The 20,252-nt window shown below is 63.3% G+C and carries 13 protein-coding genes and 4 tRNA genes; 8 read left to right on the forward strand and 9 right to left on the reverse strand.

What is annotated here, in order from left to right:
- The 3 genes from CKJ84_RS10260 to CKJ84_RS12105 form a co-directional block, all read left to right on the forward strand.
- The coding region (locus CKJ84_RS10260; protein WP_143340363.1) for an IS3 family transposase at positions 1-522 on the forward strand (522 nt) is incomplete at its 5' end.
- A complete protein-coding gene (locus CKJ84_RS10265; protein WP_158221698.1) occupies positions 519-1,103 on the forward strand; it encodes a DDE-type integrase/transposase/recombinase in 585 nt (194 codons plus the stop codon). The genes CKJ84_RS10260 and CKJ84_RS10265, both read left to right, overlap by 4 nt.
- 288 nt (positions 1,104-1,391) lie before the next feature.
- Complete coding sequence (locus tag CKJ84_RS12105) at positions 1,392-1,685, forward strand: hypothetical protein (RefSeq protein WP_109561210.1); 294 nt, start codon at positions 1,392-1,394, stop codon at positions 1,683-1,685.
- Between the two features lie 261 nt (positions 1,686-1,946).
- Here the strand turns inward: CKJ84_RS12105 and CKJ84_RS10275 are convergent, their stop codons facing one another.
- Genes CKJ84_RS10275 through CKJ84_RS10285 form a run of 3 tightly spaced genes read right to left on the reverse strand, consistent with a single transcriptional unit; the run spans position 1,947 to position 3,246 of the window.
- A complete protein-coding gene (locus tag CKJ84_RS10275) occupies positions 1,947-2,159 on the reverse strand; it encodes a CsbD family protein (RefSeq protein WP_095275245.1) in 213 nt (70 codons plus the stop codon).
- 44 nt (positions 2,160-2,203) lie between these two features.
- Positions 2,204-2,647 carry a nucleoside deaminase gene (locus CKJ84_RS10280; protein WP_095546877.1) on the reverse strand — a complete coding sequence of 148 codons (444 nt, stop codon included), beginning with the start codon at positions 2,645-2,647 and terminating at the stop codon, positions 2,204-2,206.
- A complete protein-coding gene (locus CKJ84_RS10285; protein ID WP_095546878.1) occupies positions 2,644-3,246 on the reverse strand; it encodes a tRNA adenosine deaminase-associated protein in 603 nt (200 codons plus the stop codon). The genes CKJ84_RS10280 and CKJ84_RS10285 overlap by 4 nt, the downstream gene beginning before the upstream one ends.
- A 42-nt stretch (positions 3,247-3,288) precedes the next feature.
- Here CKJ84_RS10285 and CKJ84_RS10290 point away from each other — a divergent pair, with 42 nt between their 5' ends.
- Entirely contained in the window at positions 3,289-4,335 is a 1,047-nt protein-coding gene (locus CKJ84_RS10290; protein ID WP_095546879.1) for a prephenate dehydrogenase, read from the forward strand.
- Positions 4,336-4,391: 56 nt separating this feature from the next.
- Here the strand turns inward: CKJ84_RS10290 and CKJ84_RS10295 are convergent, their stop codons facing one another.
- The 3 genes from CKJ84_RS10295 to CKJ84_RS10305 all read right to left on the reverse strand — a co-directional run bounded on the left by CKJ84_RS10295 (position 4,392) and on the right by CKJ84_RS10305 (position 14,910).
- A complete protein-coding gene (locus tag CKJ84_RS10295; protein ID WP_095546880.1) occupies positions 4,392-6,848 on the reverse strand; it encodes an LPXTG cell wall anchor domain-containing protein in 2,457 nt (818 codons plus the stop codon).
- A 169-nt stretch (positions 6,849-7,017) separates the two neighbouring features.
- On the reverse strand, positions 7,018-14,232 hold the full coding sequence (locus CKJ84_RS10300; protein ID WP_158221699.1) for a carboxypeptidase regulatory-like domain-containing protein: 7,215 nt from the start codon (positions 14,230-14,232) through the stop codon (positions 7,018-7,020).
- Positions 14,233-14,837: 605 nt separating this feature from the next.
- Positions 14,838-14,910 (reverse strand) — tRNA-Arg (locus tag CKJ84_RS10305).
- Between the two features lie 275 nt (positions 14,911-15,185).
- On the opposite strand from CKJ84_RS10305, the gene CKJ84_RS10310 reads away from it, so the two are divergent.
- Positions 15,186-17,246, forward strand: a complete 2,061-nt coding sequence (locus CKJ84_RS10310) for a hypothetical protein (protein WP_095546882.1) — start codon at positions 15,186-15,188, stop codon at positions 17,244-17,246.
- Between the two features lie 44 nt (positions 17,247-17,290).
- Here the strand turns inward: CKJ84_RS10310 and CKJ84_RS10315 are convergent.
- A tRNA-Arg gene (locus CKJ84_RS10315) sits at positions 17,291-17,366 on the reverse strand.
- Between the two features lie 2 nt (positions 17,367-17,368).
- A tRNA-Ser gene (locus tag CKJ84_RS10320) sits at positions 17,369-17,460 on the reverse strand.
- 83 nt (positions 17,461-17,543) lie between these two features.
- Between CKJ84_RS10320 and CKJ84_RS10325 the strand changes: the two genes are divergently transcribed.
- Together CKJ84_RS10325 and CKJ84_RS10330 are read left to right on the forward strand one after the other, a co-directional pair.
- Positions 17,544-17,960 carry a hypothetical protein gene (locus tag CKJ84_RS10325; protein WP_095535890.1) on the forward strand — a complete coding sequence of 139 codons (417 nt, stop codon included), beginning with the start codon at positions 17,544-17,546 and terminating at the stop codon, positions 17,958-17,960.
- Positions 17,961-18,007: 47 nt separating this feature from the next.
- Positions 18,008-19,141, forward strand: a complete 1,134-nt coding sequence (locus CKJ84_RS10330) for an aminotransferase class V-fold PLP-dependent enzyme (protein WP_095546883.1) — start codon at positions 18,008-18,010, stop codon at positions 19,139-19,141.
- A 6-nt stretch (positions 19,142-19,147) separates the two neighbouring features.
- Here the strand turns inward: CKJ84_RS10330 and CKJ84_RS10335 are convergent.
- A tRNA-Ser gene (locus CKJ84_RS10335) sits at positions 19,148-19,235 on the reverse strand.
- 54 nt (positions 19,236-19,289) lie between these two features.
- Between CKJ84_RS10335 and CKJ84_RS10340 the strand changes: the two genes are divergently transcribed.
- Positions 19,290-20,252, forward strand: a complete 963-nt coding sequence (locus CKJ84_RS10340; protein ID WP_095546884.1) for an NAD(P)H-quinone oxidoreductase — start codon at positions 19,290-19,292, stop codon at positions 20,250-20,252.

Here is a 20,252-nt window from a genome sequence, read left to right on the forward strand (position 1 = left end):
GGTGATGCATCGGGAAAAGCCCTCGTCCGTGATGGTGCATTGTCTATAGCTGCGAAAGCTGCTGTGGTCTGCGCCCTTACGGACACCCACCACATCAGTATCGCCAAAGCATGCGCGCTTGCCGGGATCGCGCAGTCAACGTTTTATCACCACCAGGGCAAACACCAACGCAGTGTGGCAAAACGCAAGGCACGCCGCGACAAGTACAAAGTACTCATCCGCCAGGCAGTCGATGAGTGCGGGCAAAGCTACGGCTACCGGCGCATCCACGCGTGGCTTGTTCGCGGTGGGCATCGCATATCGGAAAAAATTGTGCGTGAGCTGATGGACACACTCGGCTGCCACCCACCAGCAAAAGCATCCACGAAGTACTCCTCATACACCGGCGAGACCGCGCACCGCCCGGCAAACCTGCTGCTCGTTGGCAATGACGGCGCCCTGCTAATGAGACACATACCCTTGCCCGCCCTGAGGTGGCGCACTCGCAGTATTTCACCCGGTATGCGCACAGTAAGGGGTTGACCCATGATTTTCACGCGGATCAACCTTGGCAGAAAATTGGTACCGATGTCAGCGAAATCCGCTGCAGTGACGGCAGGCTCTACTTGTCAGCAGCCATCGACTTCTTCGACGGGATGCCCATTGCTGTGACCATGTCACAAACGCCAAACCATGAGCTGGTTGCCGGGATGATTGAACGGATCGACGCGGTAAAACCTGCTGATGCGCAACCGATCCTGCACTCGGATCGTGGAGGGCTCTACCGCAGCACACGCTGGGTCAACCTGATTACCGACCACGCCCACAACATCACCGGGTGCAAGGCATGCGCCACAGGGGAATGGTGCCAGAGGCGGTGGCGATACATCCCGTCACTGTCACGGAAAGGCACAAGTGGTGATAACGCGCGCACCGAGGGGTTCTTCGGCACGATGAAACAAGAACTGCTCAAAGGCAGACCCGCCACCAAAAAGATGACGGTGGCACAAATGCGAGACTATATTGACAACTACATCGACTTCTACACCCACACCAGGCTGAAGTCGACGCTAGGCAACGGCTATGCCACCATCGCCGAACACCGCCAAGCACTTGGAGTCTAAACAACAACACACAAGCCCACGGGGCACTCCAACAAAACATCCGCAGGCCCAAACCGCAAGGATCTCGTCACGGGGATCTCGTCAAACAGGCTCTTTTGTTTGTACAGGTAGTGGCAATGGACCGCCATCTCTTTGAGCTCGGCAGAATACTCTCTGGGTATAGTGCCAATCCTTCCTTAGCAGAGGTAGGAACTAAACCCAGGACGCTTCAGGCGCCATCAATGAATGTCATGCGCAGGCTAAGAACGGTGGTCTGATCAAGATAAACTGATTGGTAAGGAATTTGTTGTGAAAGAAAGAACGATCATTCCGGAAGTGCTTTTTGGAATTGTCTTGGGCTTCGCAACCCTTTATGGCGGAGTGCTCCTGTCCACATGGCTTCCAATACCTTTCGTTTTCTATGGGCTACCTCTACCTTCATTGGTGGTGTTGGGCGTATTAGCCATGTCTGTCTACATGTTGAAAAAGGATCGGCTTAGCGACCGATCATGGCGTGCTTTTGCCTTCACATTCGCCGCGTTTTTCGTCGTATCAGCGTTCTTATGGGTGAGCACAATTTCTGGCTATGGAAACTTCGCATAGTCTATAGATATGGAACCGCTGTAAGGCCAATATAGTTAGCCTCTAGATTGAAGTCTAGAGGCTCAAACAAGTACGAACGCAAAAAGTGGCGCACCCCCAACATCCGGGGATGCGCCACTTTTCTTTGGCGGAAGCGGGGGGATTTGAACCCCTGGAGGTGTGACCCTCGCCGGCTTTCAAGGCGTGCATTCGGCCGCTCTGCCACGCTACCGTGAAACAGAATAACGGTAGGGTGCGCCGGAGACCAAATCCGCCCGCGGCTTACTTCTCGCCGTCGACGCGGTCCTGGACCTTGCCAGCGACCTCGTTGAACTTGTCCTTCACTGCGTCGCCAGCGTCCTCGAGCTTCTCGCGCACGCCGCCCTTGAGCTGGTCGGCCTTGCCCTCGTTCTCCAGGCTTTCGTTGTCCGTAACCTCGCCGGCTGCCTCCTTGGCCTTGCCCTTGAGCTGGTCTGCCTTGTCCTCAAAACCCATGACGGTCTCCTTTTCGGTCGAGTCTGTTGCTAACGCTGCCCAGCTTACCGAAGGTCCCGGAAGAACGTCCCCAGCAGCGCCGCGTTTTCCTCCGCCAGCACCCCCGCGCGCACCTCGACGGTGTGGAGGTGGTGGGGGTCGCGGAGGGCGTCGAAAAGCGAGCCCACCGCCCCGGTCTTGGGCTCCCACGCACCGAAGACCAGGGAGGCGACGCGTGCGCCGAGGATGGCGCCGGCGCACATCGTGCACGGCTCCAGCGTGACCACCAACTCGCAGCCGTCCAGGCGCCACGTGCCCAGCTCACGGGCGGCGGCGCGGATCGCCTCCACCTCGGCGTGCGCGGTCGGGTCGCCGTCCGCCTCCCTGCGGTTGACTCCCCTGCCCACGACGCGCCCCGCCGCATCAAAGACGAGCGCGCCGACGGGCACGTCGCCGGCCGGGGTCGTGCGCGCCAGGTCCAGCGCCTCGCGCCGCGTTGCGCTCTTCATCGCCGCGGGTCAGCATCAGACTGATGTTTTCCAGCGGCTGACCAGGGGAGTCCTTCACGGGGCCATCGGCCGAACCAGGGCTGTCTCTTATCCACATCGTGATGGGTATAAGGGGCCGCCCCGAGCGCGTCCGCGGGCTCGTCGCCGAAGCCGAGCTCGTCGGCGAGCATGAAGGCGAGGTCTTCGGGGTCCGCGTCTTCGTCGATAAGCACACTGATCTGCTCGCTGGAAACCCCAAGGTCCGCAAAGATGTCAAAGTCGCCGTCGCCCCACGCGTCGACCATGTCCAGCTCATCGGGGTCGATGTCGGGCGCGTCGATCCCCGCCTCCGCGAGCACGGACTCCGCGAACTCGTCATCCACGGCCATCGTCGCGTCCGACAGCAGCACCCGCGCACGCACCGGCCCGGGCCGCACGACCACCAGGTAATCGTCCTCGACGTTGAGCATCGCAAACGCCGGCCCCTCGTTGCGCAGCGCGCGCACCGCGCTTATCGACGCCCCCATGTCCCCAAAATCATCCGCGTACCCACGGACATTCCACACCCCGTTGTGCTGCGCCACCGTCACGGCCCAGCCGCCCGTGTAATCCTCGCTCATGTTCGCCCACAGTAGTCGGCACGGCGGGCCGTTGTCATTAGAATGAGGGGCGTGAATCTCAGCGACGCATCCCGGATCCCCAGCACCCGCCTCAAGCCCGTCTGCATCGTCGGCCTCGGGCTCATCGGCGGCTCCCTCCTCCGCGACCTCGTAGCCCAGGGACACACCGCCTACGGCTACACCCACTCCCGCAATGGCACCCGCGCCGCGCAGCGCGACGGGTTCGACGCAACCAATTCGCTTATCGACGTCCTCCAGCGCGCCCAGCGCGACGACGCCCTCATCGTCATTGCCGTCCCCTTCGAGGCAGTAGCCGACGTGCTGGACGCCATCGGCCAATACGCCCCGAGCTGCGGCTTTACGGACGTCGTCTCGGTGAAGAAGCCGGTGTACGACCTCGTCCTCGCGCGCGGGATGGGCGAGCGCTACGTGGGCGGCCACCCCATGGCGGGCACCGAGCACTCCGGCTGGGTGGCGTCCCAGGAGGGCCTGTTCTCCCGCGCCGCCTGGGTGGTCACCTACGACTACGCCCTGGAAGTGGACCGCGTGCCGGAGTGCTGGTCGCAGCTGTTCGCCCAGGTGTGCAAGCTGGCGGCCGCCGCCGGCGCCGAGGCAGTGCCGGTGCGGGTGAACCCGCACGACGAGGCGGTCGCCCGAGTGTCCCACCTGCCGCACGTGCTCGCGGAGGCGCTCGCCCTGGTGGGCGACAAGGGCGGGACCCTCGCGCAGTCGCTGGCCGCCGGTTCCTACAAGGGCGGCACGCGCGTGGCGGGCACCGACCCGGTCCTGGTGCGCAACATGTGCGAGACGAACGCGGAATCCCTGGTCCGCGTGCTTGACGAGTACATCGAGGTCCTCCACACCGCACGCGCCGACCTCGCCGGCGCCACGCCGTCGATGAAGCAGCTGGCCGAGTCCGGCCACCGCGCCTACACCCGGATGAGCGCCCGCTCCGGCGCCCGCCGCGAGTCCGTCTCCCCGGTGAAGATCTCCTCGCGGCCCGTCATGCGCCTGCACCCGGGTGCGCCGGGGTGGGTGCGCCAGCTCCAGCAGATCGAGTCCCTGGGCGGGCGCGTCGAGGTGTTCTAGCACTGCCCTGAGACACGAAGAACCCCCAGACTGGGGGTTCTCGTTTGCGTCCGGTGCTACTCGCCCTCGCGGCGACGGCCCATGTACATGTAGGCGCCACCGGCCAGGAGCAGCAGAAGGCCGAGGGTGATAACGGTGGTCATCGGCGTACCGGTCTCCGCCAGATCGCCGTCGCGGCTGGAGGACTTGGTGGTCTCGTCCGAATCGTCCTTGGAGGAGCCGGACTTCTTGTTGCTCAACGTGCGCTTCACCACGGACTGCTTCTGCTCCACGCTGGTGGTGCGCCCGGTGGACACGCCGCCGGTGAGGTTCGCGCGGGAGTAGCTGGTGCTCTCCGTGGAGGTACCGGTGGTGGAAGTGGAGGTGGACTTGGTGCCCGTCGTCTTGCTTCCGGCCTTGCCGCCACCCAGCGCGCCGGCCGCGGCGCCCACCGGTCCGAGGATGCCGGCCAGCAGCGGCTTCACCTCATCCATGACCTCCAGGATCTCTTTCGGCTTGGACTTGGTGGAGGTGGTGCTTCCCTTCTTCTTCAGCACGATCTCGCCGGAGTTGTTTTCGCGGCTGAACACGAGCTCCTTGTTGCTGTAACCGTCCGGGACCTCGTCCAAGGTGATGCGCACGTAGCGCTCGTCGCCGGACGGGATCACCACGTCGGCCACGCCGTTGGCATTGGTGACGCCGAGGATCGACTCGCCCGACACCAGGACGGCGCTCTCCACCGGGTTGTCGTTCTCGTCCACGACCGAGATGCGCGCGTTCTTCTCCGGGTACTTGCCGTCAGCAGAGTTGGAGTCCTTGGTCAGCAGGATCTCCTCGCCGTCCATCTCACGGTCGACGGCGAAGTAGGAGTTCTCGTAACCCTTCGGCACGTCCTTCTCGTTCATCTTGACGTTCAGGAACTCTTCACCAGCCGGAATCGTGATGGTCACGTCACCCTTGCTGTTCGTAGTCCCGAGCCTCTTGCCGTTCTGAGACACCAGCCGCACGCGCTTCACCGGCTTGTCGTCCTCGTCCAGCAGCGTGAGCTTCACCTTCGCCGCTTCGAGGTCGGCATCCTCGGTCGTCGTGGTTGTGCTGGTCTGGCTCTCGTCGCCCTCGGTCGTGGTCACCGGGGCGGTCTTCGAGGTGGTGTCAGTCGCGGTCCCATCTGACTCGCCCGCGTTGAACTGCACGCGCAGCGAGGTGTCGCCAGCAGCGACAGGGAATAGTTCGTCGCCAGCCGCGACCTTCACGTCGCCCATGCCCTCGGGCAGCGACAGGCGCGCCTGGCCCTCGCGGTCAGTCTTGGCGTAGATCGAGGGGTCCTCGTCCACAATCACCTCGTAGTCATCCACCGCGTGCGCGTTCTCGTCCATCACGGTCACCAGCACGTCGCGCGCCTCGGCCGCGGTGGGCGCCGGGGCTTGAGTGCTTACCGACGAACTCGGCTCCGTCACTTCCGCCACCTCCGTAGGCACGGCCGGGGTCGGCGCCGGAGCGGGCTTCTTCGCGCTCGGGGATGCCTGCTCGGTGGCCTTCACGGTCGGCTCGGTGGGGGTACCGGTAGCGACGCGGGGTGCCGCCGGCTCGGCGGGCGGCTTCTGCGGTTCCGTCACCGGCTTGTACCAGGCGCCGGCGCGCAGGCTGGCCAGGTTGAGGAAGTTGTCGGTGACGCGGGTGCCCTCGGTGGTCGCGGCGATGAGCAGCGGCTTGGTTGCCGCGTCCTTCACCTCGACGGTGGAGGCCTTGTCGTCCGCGAAGACCAGGTTGCCGGCGCGGTTGGTGTAGGCGTAGTTCAGGTCGCCCACCTTGGCAGCGTCGACGCCCTTCGCCACGGCGAGCGGCTCGGCGCTGACGGTGGCCTCGCGCACGTCGAGCGTCCACAGGAAGGGGACCTCCTTCTTCGTCTTGGGGTCCTTGCCCGTAGACACGGCGTAGAGGGTGTTGGCATCTGCGTCGCCCCCGAGGGAGCCCCACGCGTGCGGTGCTTTCGCGTCGGTCTCGCCGCGCTGCTCCAGTGCGTGGAAATCAAAGGTGAGGGCGCCTTCGTGGGGGCTGCCTGCCGCATCCTGTGAGAGGTCCAGGGTGTGGATGGCGTCGCCGGTGTTGAGCACGAGGTCACCGGCGCGGGTGAAGGCGGCGGAGGTGATGGTGGGGGTCGACGTGGCGTCGTCAAGCGCCAAAGGCCCCATGTCGAGCACCTCACCGGTGACGGGGTGGATACGCAGGAGGTGGTTGGCCGGCTTGCCCTGCTCGGCTTTCGACACCGCGTAAACCCGGTCATTGAACGGGTTGAGTGCGAGTGCGGTGTAGGCCCAGCCGCCGGAGGTGAAGTGCGCCTGGTAGGAGCCCGTGCCGGCAGGTGCTTCCTGCACGGAGGGGAGCGCCTCGTTCGCCTTCGAGGCGAGGTCTGCCAGACCCGCAGCGAGCGACGGGTCCTGCGCACTCGCGACGGGCGTGAGGGCAACCGTGCCCGCGACCGCTGCCGCGAGCGCGACGCAGCTCAGTTTGCCGGTGTGCTTCTTCAAAATCATGTGGTACCTCTCAGCGTTATTGCGGGCGCACTCAGCCCAAAAACCATTACTAATGTATCCGTGTTGGCAGGCGTTCTCAATACGCAGCGCCGCTCAGTTTCTTAGCTGTATATAAGCGTAAAGCCCGCCGCGTTTCCGCGACGGGCTTTCGCCTCAGTGGTGCCTGGCGTTAGGCGTTGACCTTGGTCGGCTCAGCGGCCGTGGTGAGGGTCTTCTCTTCCTTCTTGGAGGAGGAGCCCTTCGCGTCACCCGTGCTGCTGCTGCCCATCTCTCCGCCGGACTGGCAGGAGGCGTAGGTCAGGCCGAGCGCGAGCGCGCCCAGGCCGATGATGCCTGCCGCGAGGACGCCCGCCGGGACGGCCGGGTCGATCTGCGCCAGCTGGCGGGAGATCTCGTTCATCCACTCCGGGCGCTGGATGTTCAGGCTCGGCATGGCCTGGTTGAACTGCGCCGCTGCTGCGTTGAACTCGTCCTCGAACAGGACCGCCGCACCGCCCATGGCCGCGATCAGGATGCCGATCGGGATCAGCCAGGTGGCCGGGTTGGAGACCGAGGAGGTGTCCGCCAGGCACTTACCCAGCGAGCTGCCCTTCGGCTCGGGTGCCGGGGTGGTCGTCTCGGTGTACTCGATCGGGCGGTCGAGGAGTCGGACGTCAACGTCCATCTTCTCCTCGTCGCCGGTGATCTCGAACTCCTTCGACTCCAGCGCGGCGCCGATGCCGTTCTCGTTCTTGTCCGGGTCCAGCGGGTCGGCGAGCACGACACCGCCCGGGTTGCGCATCTGCAACGTGTACTTGCCAGCAGGCGCGGCGGCGAAGTTGAACGTGCCGTCACTGTCGCTGGTGGTCTTCACGTCCGGCAGACCGTCGAGGGAGTGCAGCGTGATGTCCATGCCACCGAAGTTGGTGTCCTTGGCATCGCGCTTGCCGTCCTCGTTCATGTCAACCCAAATGTTGCCATCAACGTTGGTCACGGCCGGCAGTGCTGCGCCTTCCTCGACCACGATGTGGGCGTTGCCCTCCACGTTCTCCTTCGGCGTGATCACCAGGAGACCGGAGACGTCCTCGCCGTAGTCCGGCTCGCCGTCGACAGGCTTCGCGCGCTTCGGCGGCTCGGGGGCCTGGCCCGCGGCTTCTGCCGCGTTGTGGTGGCGCTTGCCCTTGGCCAGCGGAGGCAGCACGCCCTTGAACACGACGCGCTCGCCCGGCATCAGGGTGCCGTTGAAGCCCTTCGGCGGGATGATCTCCATCGGCGTGCCCTTGCCCGGGTGCTTCGGGTCGAAGCTCTCCTCGTCACCTTCGTAGATGGTGTCGTTCACGGTCACGTTCTCCATACGGATGGAACCGGTGTTGACCACCTCGTAGGTGAAGTAGAGGTCTTCGTCCGCAGCCATGTGGACCGGGTCGTCCGCGTTGGTAGCAAAGCGGGCGTTGACCTTCTTCTGCATGTTCATGTCCATGAACTTCACGTAGGCCTCGTTCGGCGTGGAGGCGACCATCTTATCCTGGTCGTCCTTACCGCGCGCGACCGCGATGTTGGCAAACGCGCCCTTGTCCACCGGCGGTGCCATGACCGCGGAGAACACCTTGTACTCGCCCGGCTTCAGGGTGCCGTCCCAGCCCTTCGGTGCCTTGATGGCACCCTGCGCGAACGGGTCCTCGATCTCAATATCGTGGACCGTCACGTCAGACTCGTTGGTGACGATGAAGCCGTAGATGAGGTCCTCGTCGTTGGGCAGGCCCGGAGCGTCGTCAGGCGTGTTGGCGTCATAGCCGCGCACGCGCTTCTCCAGCTTCAGTACCTTCTTGGTCAGGTTGACCCTCGGCAGCTCGACGTCCTTGCCCGGGCGGACCGGGATGTACATCGGGTCGACCTTCTGCACGCCGTCCGGCGTGAAGATTTCCACGATGGCGTCGCCCGGCACCACATCCATGGTGTAATTGCCGTTCTTGTCCACCGGAACTTCCTTGGTGTCGCCGTGGGAGTCGGTGACTGTGACCAGCACGCCGTCGATCGGCTTGCCGTCGCCGTCGACAACCTGGCCCTTGATCTCAGAGCGCGGTGCCTTGACGTTGACAATGCCCTGGTGCGCCGGCTTGTCGTCGGTGACCTTGACCGTCTTCGGCCAATCCTTCGGCTTGGTCCAGCCCTCCGGCAGCTCGAGGTCAACCTCGTAGTCGCCGGCCGGCAGCTTGTCGGTGGTGAAGTGGCCGTCCTTGTCCACGGTCACCGCCGGGAAGGTCTCGGTCGGGTTGCCGTCGGCATCCGTGCCCTTGCCCTTCACAATGACCTTGGCACCCGGGATCTGCTCGTTCAGGTCATCAACGAGCCAGCCGTTGATGGTGCCGGGCTCGCCCTTGTCCACCTTGATCGGTTTCTTGGTCGTCGGGGTGATGATGCGCGGCACCGTCACCTTCTCGCCGTCCTTGACCGTCACCTCGGTGTAGCGCGGGGTGCGGTGGCCGTCGGCGGGATCCACAACGACAACGTAGTCGCCCGGCTCCAGGTCGTCCGACGTGAAGTCACCGGTCGTGGGGTCAATCTCCAGCTCCGAGGTGGAACCGTCCGGGTGACGGACCGTGGCCGTGGTGCCCGGGACGGGCTTGCCCTCCTGGTCACGTACGCCGCCCTCGAAGTTACCCGTGTTGTTCGGGTGATCGCTCGGCTTGGAGTCGAGCACGACGTTGAAGGAGTGACCGTCGGCGTCGGTAACGTCCCACTTCAGGCCGCTCTTGGCCACGTAGTTGCCGTCGTCCTTGGACACGGTCGCGGTGTAGGCGCCCAGGGCAGCCTCACCGGAGAACTCGCCCTTCTCGTTGGTGACAAACACCACGAACTTCTCCGGGTCGTTGTCATCAACCATCTCCACGACAGCGCCCTCGATCGGGTCGCCGGCCGTGTTGGTGACCTTGCCGGACACCTTGGCGTCCTTGGCGGCGACCTTCGCCATCTCGATCGCCTGGACCGAGCTGGTCTTGCCAACGTTGACGGTCACGGTCGGCGCGCTGGTCGGGCGGTACCCGTTCGCGCTCGCCTTTGCCCTGTAGTTACCGGCCGGCACGTCAGCCGCGGTGTAGTCGCCGTTGGCGTCAACCGTTGCCGGGATGACGTCGCCGGTGTCCACGTTCTCCAGCACGACAGCGACCTCGCCGTCAATTGCGTTGCCGTCGGTGTCACGCACGGAGCCCTTGACGGTACCCGTCTGCGGGGCGTCCGGCGTCTTCTCCAGCTGGAAGTCCTTCTGTACGTTCGCGCTCGGCGTGACGTCCACTACCTGCGCCTCGGGCGAGTCGTAGTTCGCCGCACGGACCTCGATGCGGTACTGGCCAACAGACAGGTCGCCGCGCGAGTAATTACCGTCCTTGTCGGTGGTGGATTCGTAGCTTGCGCCGTTCTCAACGTCCGTGATGGTCACGGTCGCGCCCTCAATCGGCGCGTTCTTCGCGCCCGTGACCACGCCGTGCACGGAGCCGATTGTCGACGTCAACGTGATGTCCTTAGTGACCTTCCCGTTCGCCGGGACGTCCACCACGATGTTGGAGACCTTCTTGTAGGTCTTCGGTGCGTCGACGCTGAGTGTCCACTGACCTGCAGGAACACCATCGAAGTTGAAGGAGCCGTTCTTTGCGGTTGCCGCGTTGCGCTCTTCATCGCCGCGGGTCAGCATCAGACTGATGTTTTCCAGCGGCTGACCAGTGGAGTCCTTCACGGAGCCATCGACCGAACCAGGGTTACGCTGCACCTCGATCTCAACCGGGTCGGTGTGGGTACCGGCGACAACGGTGAAGGCAGTCTTGCCTTCCTTGTATTCGTCGGTGCCCGCAACAACCGCGGTGTAGTCGCCCGGCGTCACGGAGTCCATGGAGAACAGGCCATCGCTATCGGCCTTGACGGTGTCGACGGTCTGCCCGCCGCGTTGGATCACAACGTCCACATCCTCGATCGGCTTGCCGCTGTCATCCTTCACGAAGCCATTGACGGTGTCCGTCGCACGGTTCACCGTCAGGGCGACGTCGGTCTTCACACCTGGGTTAACTTCGAAGCCCCTGACGTAACCGCCGTGCTCATCAGTCTTTGCAACGGTCGCCTCGTGCGGGCCCGGGTTCAACTTGTCCGTGGTGAACTTGCCGTCCGCGTCGGTGGTGTAGGTGTCAGCGCCGTCAATAGTGACGGTTGCGCCTTCAACCGGTGCACCGGTTTCGTCCACTACAGTGCCCTCGGCCCAGCCGTTGGTGCGCTTGACCTGGACATCAGCAACTTCAGTCTTCGCAGGGGTAATGGTCGCGTCCACGGAGTTTGCCTCGTGAGCGGTACCCGCCTCCACGGTAACCGTGTACGAGCCAGCCTTCTGCTCGTTGAACTGGTACTTGCCGTTGGCGTCCGTCTGTGCGGTGGCCACCTCGTTGCCGTCGGCGTCCTTGAGGATCACCTTAGCGTCGTTGACAGATTCGCCAGCATCGTTGGTGACTACACCCTCGAGGTTGCCCGGCGCCCGGGTGAGCTGAATGTCTGCGGTCGACGGACGGTTGGGGCGCACCGTGACTTCCTTGGGTTCGCCGCTGCGTGCGTTGGTAGGCACCACCGAAACGCTGAACTCACCTGCGGGAACGCTTGCGAACTTGTAGGTACCGTCCTGGCCAGTCGTGGTCGAGGTCTTGAATTCGGCGTCAGGCGCGTCCTTGGCGCGACGCTCACCGTCGATGACAACGGTTGCTCCCGTGACCGGGTTACCCGCGTCATCGGTGATCGTGCCGGTAACGGACCCGGGCTGCGGTGCCACGCTGATCTTCCAGGTGACGTTGGCGTCCTCCACCAGGTCGGGCAGATTGTTGTCCTTGACGTTTACATAGTCCTCGCCTGGGACAACGGCGACAGAGTAGCCGACTCCGGGGGCCTGGTTCGGGAAATCAACATTGCCATTCGCGTCTGCCGGCTTGCGCTCGAGCTCCCGGCCGTCGCGAGAAAGGATTACCTCGGCATTTTCCACGGGTTCGCCGAGGTCATTGAGCACGGTGACCGTGTACCCCGGGTTAAACCGCTCAACCGTGATCGTGGGCGTAGCCGTCTTGTTCGGTTCTACATTCACCTTTTCTTCGGTGTACGGCTTCGTCAGTTTCGTCTTACCGACCTGGATCTTGTACTGACCCGGCTTCTGATCCTTGAGCTCGAACTCGCCGTTTACCACCGATACGGGGACTCTCGTTCCATCCGGTCGCGTCACAGTGACGTTATCCGGGGAGACGGGGTTACCGGCGTCGTCGACAATCTTGCCCACAATGGAGCCGTTTGCTCGGGTCACCGTGATGTCTTTTGCCGTGGTGGTTTCATTCGGATTCACGGTGACGTCGGTGGAGTTACCAGTGAAGTTGTCGCCGTCGGTGACGGTCACGGTCTTCTCGCCAGGGACAACGCCGGGGATGGTGTACTTGCCGTCGCCGTCCGTCGTGGCTTTCTTGCCACCCGCGGAAACCTCGGCGCCTTCAACTGGCTTACCCGCGTCATCAACAACCGTGCCGGTGATAGTGCCAGGCAGGGAAACCGCGCTGAGGTTCAAATCAAGCGTCTTGCCCGGGCCTGCGTACTCCGGACCGACGGTAATACCTTCGTAGGTATTGTTCCCCGCGATCGAGGCTGTGTAGTCGCCGTGTTTCAGATCCGGCAAATTGTAGAAACCTCGAGTATCGGTCTCCGTCGTGAAAGTTTCGCCGTTACCTTCGACAGTCACCTCGACGCCATCAAGGGGAAGGCCGTCCAAATTAACCTGACCACTAATCGTCGCTGGCTTGTACGGAATAGTCGCATTGACGTTCTTTCCGCCGCCTGCGGGAACGGTCAGGTGACCCCTACCCGTGCTCTTCGTGGACTCAGTTGCTTCGAACTCAATGTCATAATCTCCCGCGTCCAGGCCAGAGAGATTGAAGGTACCGTCCGCACCAGTGGTGGTGCGCTTCACTACATCAGCACCCCGGTACAGCACAACTGGGATGTCAGAGGCAGTTTCGTTGGTGCCTTCGTACTTTGCAGTGCCGGAGACGGACCCCTTGTTCCGCGAGACCACAACGTTTGCTTCGACATCCTGGTTCGGGCTCACCACAGCGCTGGCACCGCCCTCCCCGTTCTTCGCCGTCTTTTCGACGCGTACGTCGTATTTACCCGGAGTTACGTCGCCGAAGGCGTAGTTACCATCAGCGTCTGTAGACGTGACTTTCTCTTCCTGACCAGCACCGGCAAGGCGTACCGTCGCATTGTCGACGGCTTCCCCAGCCTCATTGGTGACTCGGCCAGAGACCGAGCCCTTACGCAGTTCGACCTGAATCTCTCCGGCGTTCGTCGGCTTACCGACGTTCACGGTGACCGTCTTCGTAGCCGCTTCGGTCTTCTCAGTTTGACCGACCTCAAGCGTGTACTCGCCGCTCGTAGTGTCGAGATCGGTGATTCCCGACAGCGTGAACAGGCCGTCGCTGCCAGTGGTGTCTTCATGGTTGGTCCCGCGAAGCTTCACTGTCGCATCATTAACAGTGTTTCCGTTTTCATCGACGACCTTGCCGCGAATCGTAGCGGCATTCGCCCTGATGGTCAGGTCACGCGTTTCGTTCGCGTTGTGCCCAAGATTGAATGGGCCCTGCTTTTCGCCGTAAAACCCGTCAACCTGCGTGGAGACCTGCACGGAGTACTCGCCCACCGGCACGTCACTGAACTCGAAATCAAACTTCCCGCGACCAACAGTCTGCGGCTGCCCGACCGGGTTACCGTCCTGGTCCAGGAGCTCAACTGTTGCGGTATCGGTAAAGCTCTTCGGCGCGGTCACCGAACCCGAAACGGTGCCGGTCTTCGCGTTGACGGTGAACGGTTCGTTGATCGGCTGGCCCGCCGTCACGGTCACAGTCTTCGTCAGCGCCTCCGTAAAATCGGTCTCCCCGACCGTAATTTTGTGCTCACCAGCAGGCAGCTTATCGACACTAAACGACCCGTTCGCATCCGTCGTGCCAACACTCTCACCGTCGACGGAAATCTCCGCATCAGAAACAACGTCGCCGTTCTTCTGCTTGACAGTGCCGTTGACTGAGCCCTCTTGCTTAGGCGCATAGCCAAACTTAATCTCAGCGAAATCGCCGCTATTGGCGATAGGCCCCGTCATCCCAGGCCCGTAGATAACAAGAGTTGTTGGTCGGTCAATATCTGCAGCCAGGTGCATTGGTTTCTGTAGCGTAAAGACTGGCTGCGTCTCAGTACCGCCGGCGCGGACCTTTTCCACCCTGTTGTCCAGAACCTCAAGTCCGTTCTGGCCCACTCGCTGCGTCCAGATGTAATACTCTTCGCCCGGGCGGAACTTATTTGCGTCGGATTTGTCGCGGCCGCCTTCCTTATTCTTAGGCCAGATCAATTCGACAGTATCAAAATCAATATTTTTCTTATGGGCGCTAACCGCGGTGATGTAGTTGCCCTTTACGTTCTGATTCTTAAAATCTTGAAGAGCACGGGGAGCATTCGCAATACCCTCTGCGGACCACCCCTTGGCCAACGGGGTGACCCCGTTTACCGATCGATACGTCTCACCACTCACATTCGGCGAAGTCTCGTCAAAGGCCGCAGCGGAAGCCACGGGCAGCGAACCACCGAGGTTCGGCACGGCCATTCCGCCAACCGCTAGCGATAACGCGGTCGCCGAAGCGATCACGGTCCTTTTCATTCCGGAAAACAGCCCGCGTGCAGACTTGTTGTTTCCGCGCATAGTTCTCTCCAATACGTGAGTAAGTACTTGAGGCCTTTACGAGAGCTGGGAAAACTCTCCATTTAATCTCTATTGACAATAATGCCGTAGACAGGCGTATGCCAACTTTTACGCCTAAGGATACACTTAAGATTCACTCATGCAATATTTACTGAGTCTTGACCTGCATAAGTGCGTGCCCTCGCCCTTTAACACCCCGCGTTTCCACCCGCCTGACCGGGTAGAAGAAAACCCCGCCGGAGCGGGGTTCCAACTTGTGCGCCCGGAGGGATTCGAACCCCCAACCTTCTGATCCGTAGTCAGATGCTCTATCCGTTGAGCTACGGGCGCGTCCTGTCAGATTCTCTCTGACAACGAAGAGATACGTTACACCGTTGCTCGCAAAGCGCCAAAACGCCAGGTGAATGGGGGATTGATGGGGCGTGAGAGGCGGTGGGGCGTCGATAAGCAATAGCCCCCGAATGTATGTAGAAGGTCGACGCGAATGTACGGAACGCTATACGCGCAGGCAGTAAGGTGCTAGAAATATTAAGGTACTTGCAACTCTGTCCAACTCTTGCCAGCTCAGGGCACGCACGTGCCCACCCAACCGTAAAGGAACCTCCATGGCCCACACTCCGCGCCGCCGCGCGCTCGTCGCCGCGAGCGCCCTGTCCCTCGCGCTGACCGCGCCATCCATCGTCGTGCCGAACGGCTACGCGCAGGACACCACGACCACCGAAACGACTGCGACCTCCTCCACGAGCGTTCCGGACAGCGCCGTGGATTGGGAGAAGGAATACGACGCGAACTTTGTCGGCAATGAGCCCGCGACCGTCCAGGGTCTTGTGCTGCCGGAGGGCTCGACAATCGAGGCCGCGGCAGCGACACTGTTCAACTGGAAGCTGGCTGCAAACGACGACGGCTCCGTTAAGCTGACCCGCCCGCAGAGCGACGTCGCGTTCAGGGACGGACTGCAGAGCATCCCCGCGAAGGTGATGCTGCCGGGCGAGGAGCAGCAGAACGTGACGCTCAAGGTCAACGTGTCCAAAAACGATGCGGTGTGGGTGGCGGACCTACCGGACTTGGGCAGCCCCTACGACGTGGACTTTGAGGGCAAACTTTCCAAGACCGTCGACGAGATCACACTGCCCGAGGGCGTGACCGTGAAGAAGGGTACAGGCAAGCCGTTGTGGGGCGTGTCCACCAAGGACGGAAAGATCCTGATCACCGCGCCGAGCAACTTCGTTGCGGGCACGCAAGACCTGCCGGTCGAGTTCTCCGACGGCACCACTACCGTGAAACGCACGCTGAAGATCAACGCGTCCAACCCGCAGACCTCGAGTGGCGAGGTCGCCGGCATCGCCGGTGATGTGCTTGGCAAGATCCTCGGCGGCATCGTTGGCGGCGCAACCGGTGGCGGGCTGCTCGGCGGCCTGACCGGTGGCGGCTCGGGCTCTGGCACGGGCTCCGGCTCTGGCTCCGGGGACGGCAAGGGCGGCGGTGTAAACATCAACATCGCGTCCAACAACGGCAACCCGAGCGTGGTCATCACGGACAACGCGAAGGCTGAGATCAAGGACAACCTGGCCAATAACGGCAACCCGGTGATCACGGACAACGCCAAGGCCGAGATCAAGGACAACCTGTCCAACAACGGCAACCCGGTGATCACGGACAACGCCAAGGCCGAGATCAAGGACAACCTGTCCAACAACGGCAACCCGGTGATCACGGACAACGCGAAGGCAACCGTTGAGATCAAGGACAACCTGTCCAACAATGGCAACCCGGACGTGAAGATTTCCGACAACGCCAAGGCGACCGTGGTGATCACGGACAACGCCAACCCGCACGACAACCTGTCCAACAACGGCAACCCGGACGTGAAAATCTCCGACAACGCCAAGGCGGACATCAAGGACAACGCCAAGGCGACCGTGGTCATCACGGACAACGCCAACCCGCGCGACAACCTGTCCAACAACGGCAACCCGGACGTGAAAATCTCCGACAACGCCAAGGCAGACATCAAGGACAACGCCAAGGCCACCATCGACGTCAAGGTCACAGACAACGCCAAGGCAGAGATCAAGGACAACGCCAACAACAACGGCAACCCAGACGTCAAGATCTCCGACAACGCCAAGGCGGACGTGAAGGTCACCGACAATGCCAAGGCGGACGTCAATGTCACGGACAACGGCAACCCCGATGTGAAGGTCACGGACAACGGCAAGGTGGACGGCATTCCGGCGTCTTCCGGCGGCGGCTCCTCCGCGTTCGGCCAGGAGGGCGAGGGCCCGGAGGTTGGCGCAAACGTGGGCGTCGAGGGCGGCTCCTCCGACCCGCGCTGCGCGGCGACCCTCGCCGGCCTGGCGGTGCCGATCCTGGCGATCATCCCGCTCGCGCTGGCAACCCAACTGACGGTGCCCGGCCTCGAGTCGGTCGGCGCCCAGCTGACCCGCACGCTCAATGACGCTGCACGTAACTTCGGCGTCCAGCCCGAGGCACTCACCGCCGCCGGTGCTGGCGTGATCGGCCTGGCTACCGCCGTCCTCGCCATCGTCGGCGCACGCACCTGCGTCCCGAGCGTCCGCGATGTGGACATCACCGTCGGTTCCTCCGGCTCCGGCGAAACCCCGTCCACGACCTCCACGGTCGCACCGGTGGTGAAGACCGACTAGGAACGGAAAGCACGAAACCCCAGCTCGCTGAGCTGGGGTTTTCTTGGTGCGCCCGGAGGGATTCGAACCCCCAACCTTCTGATCCGTAGTCAGATGCTCTATCCGTTGAGCTACGGGCGCGGTGGCGGAGACGACAGGATTTGAACCTGCGGCCCTCCGCAAAGAGGGCAACTCCTTAGCAGGGAGCCCCATTCGGCCGCTCTGGCACGTCTCCAGGCCTTTGCCCATCCTACCCACACGCAGCCACACAACCAAATGCGCTGCCTAACCGCGCCGCCAATCCGTATAGTGGTGCGCATGAAACTCAACTCGGACCTTCTCGCCGGCGTCGCCACCCGCGGTGACCTCGGCCCCGCCGCCGCCAACCGCTCCGACTGGATTGTCTGGGCCGTCACGGACATCGACGCCGTTTCGGAGCAGATGCTTATCGACGCTCCCTTGTTCCTCTCCCCCAAACACGCCACCCCCGAGCGCCTCTCCACTTCCACCGTCCTCCTCGGCGTCCCGCTCGGTGAGATCGCGGGCGCGGATCTTGCGGACGTGGACCCGCGCCACCCGGGCGACGTCTCCGTTGCCCCCTCCGCCGCGCTCACGCTGAAGGACGTCGTCGTCATCGCCGGTGCGGACCGCGCGACCGTAAAGCGCGCCAAAGACTTGCTCGGCGCGGACCGGATCCAGTTCCACACCACCCCGGAGCTTTTCCCGGAGACCTAAACCCAAAACGGGTATCCCACGACACACTTCCAGCTACGCTGTGGGGCATGACTCAACTTCCTCGCCCCGACATCGACGCTGACGGCCTGCTCGAATACTCGGTTGTCTTCACCGACCGCTCCCTGAACCACATGTCGCAGAAGTTCATCTCCGCTACGCAGGAGATGCTCACGCTGCTGACCTCCACCTACGGCGCAGACTCCGCCGCACTCATCCCCGGCGGCGGCACCGCCGCGATGGAGGCGGTGGCGCGACAACTGTTCACGGGCAAGAAGGTGCTCATCCTGCGCTCCGGCCTCTTTACGTACCGCTGGAGCCAGATCATCGAGTCCGGCCAGATCACGGACCCGGACTCCGTCCGCGTGCTCAACGCGCAGCCGACCAGCCAGGAGTCGCAGCCCTCATTCGCGCCGCCGGCGCTGGAGGAGGTGCGGGGAATCGTCGAGAAGCACCAGCCCGACGTCATCGTGACCGCCCACACCGAGACCGCGGCGGGGCTGACCCTGCCGGACGACTACATCGCGGGCCTAGGCGAGATTGCCAAGGACAACGGCGCGCTGTTCGTGCTGGACTGCATCGCTGCGGGCGCCTCCTTCCCCAACATGGAGTCCCAGGGCATCGACGTACTGGTCTCGGCGCCGCAAAAGTCGTGGTCGGGCTCGCCGTCGACGGGCTACGTCCTGCTCTCGCCGAAGGGCCGCGAGGCGGTGCTGGCCAGCGAATCCACTTCATTCACCCTGGACCTGAAGAAATGGCTGGGCATCTTCGACGGCTACCGCGACGGTAAGGCCGGCTACCACTCCACCCTGCCCACGGACACGATCCTGCACAACCTGGAGATCATGCGCGAATCCGCCGAGGTGGGACTGGGCGTACTGGCGCAGCACCAGGAAACGCTCGGCCGCCTCGTGCGCGAGGCCGCTTACCAGCGCGGGTTCCGCTCCGTGGCCGCGGACGGCTTCGAGTCCAACGGCGTGGTCGTGCTCTACGCGCAGAACCCGGAGCAGCAGTCCGGCGCCGCGTTTAAGCCCAAGGGCCTGCAGATTGCGTCTGGCGTGCCGCTGCAGATTGGCGAAGGCGACGGCTTCTCCACCTTCCGCATCGGCCTCTTCGGCCTAGACAAGTGGGCGGACCCGCAGGCGGCGGCCCAGCGCTTCATCGACGTGCTGGACGCCCTGTAAAACATTTGGCGGAGACGAGGGGATTTGAACCCCTGGAGGTGTGACCCTCGCCGGTTTTCAAGACCGGTGCATTCGGCCGCTCTGCCACGTCTCCAACGGGTGAAAAGCTTACAGTATGGCCCCACCAACTCCGTTATCCTGGGTGGGCATGAAAGCAATCACACTCACTGACCCCGACAATCCCCACTCCCTTGCTCTTGCCGACGCGCCCGAGCCCGCACTTGACCACGGCTGCGTGCTCGTCCGCGTCACCGCCGCCGGCGTCAACCGCGCCGACCTCGTCCAGGCGCAGGGCAAGTACCCGCCGCCGAAGGGCGAACCGGACACGATCGGCCTGGAGTGCGCCGGCGTGATCGTGGACCCCGGCACCACCGGCCGCACGAAGGGTGAGGAGGTCGGCTGCCTGCTGGCTGGGGGTGGCTACGCCGAGTACGTGGCGGTCCCTGAGGGCCAGCTCACGCCCAAGCCAGCCAACCTGAGCCTGGTGGAAACCGCCGCCGTGGTGGAGGCCGCCTGCACCGTGTGGTCCAACCTGGGCATGGTCGCCGGCCTACAAGCGGGCGACAAGGTGCTCATCCACGGCGGCGCCGGCGGCATCGGCTCCTTTGCCATCCAGCTGTGCAAGGCGCTGGGCGCGGAGGTCGCCGTCACGGCGGGCAGCGACGAGAAGCTCGCCTACTGCCGCGAGCTGGGCGCCGACATCTGCATCAACTACCGCACGCAGCGCTTCGAGGAGGAGCTCAAGGGCTGGGCCGACATCATCCTGGACGTGGTGGGCGGCGAGTACCTGGAGGCGAACATCAAGTCGCTGGCCGTGGACGGCCGCCTCGTCGTCATCGCACTGCAGGGCGGCGCGAAGGGCACGCTGTCGCTGGGCCGGATGATGCCGCGGCGCCAGTCGGTGCACGCCACCACCCTGCGCGCCCGGCCACGCCCGATGAAGGCACGGATTGTGGAAGACACCGTCAAGCACGTGTGGCCGCTCATCGAGTCCGGCCAGATCGCCCCCAACGTGACCAAGACGTTCCCGCTTGCCCACGCCGCCGCCGCGCACGAGTACCTCGATTCCGGCGCTCACACCGGAAAGGTCGTGCTCACGGTGGGTGAGTAA

The organism is Corynebacterium sp. NML 120412 (assembly GCF_002285155.1).
GTDB classification, from domain to species: domain Bacteria; phylum Actinomycetota; class Actinomycetes; order Mycobacteriales; family Mycobacteriaceae; genus Corynebacterium; species Corynebacterium gottingense.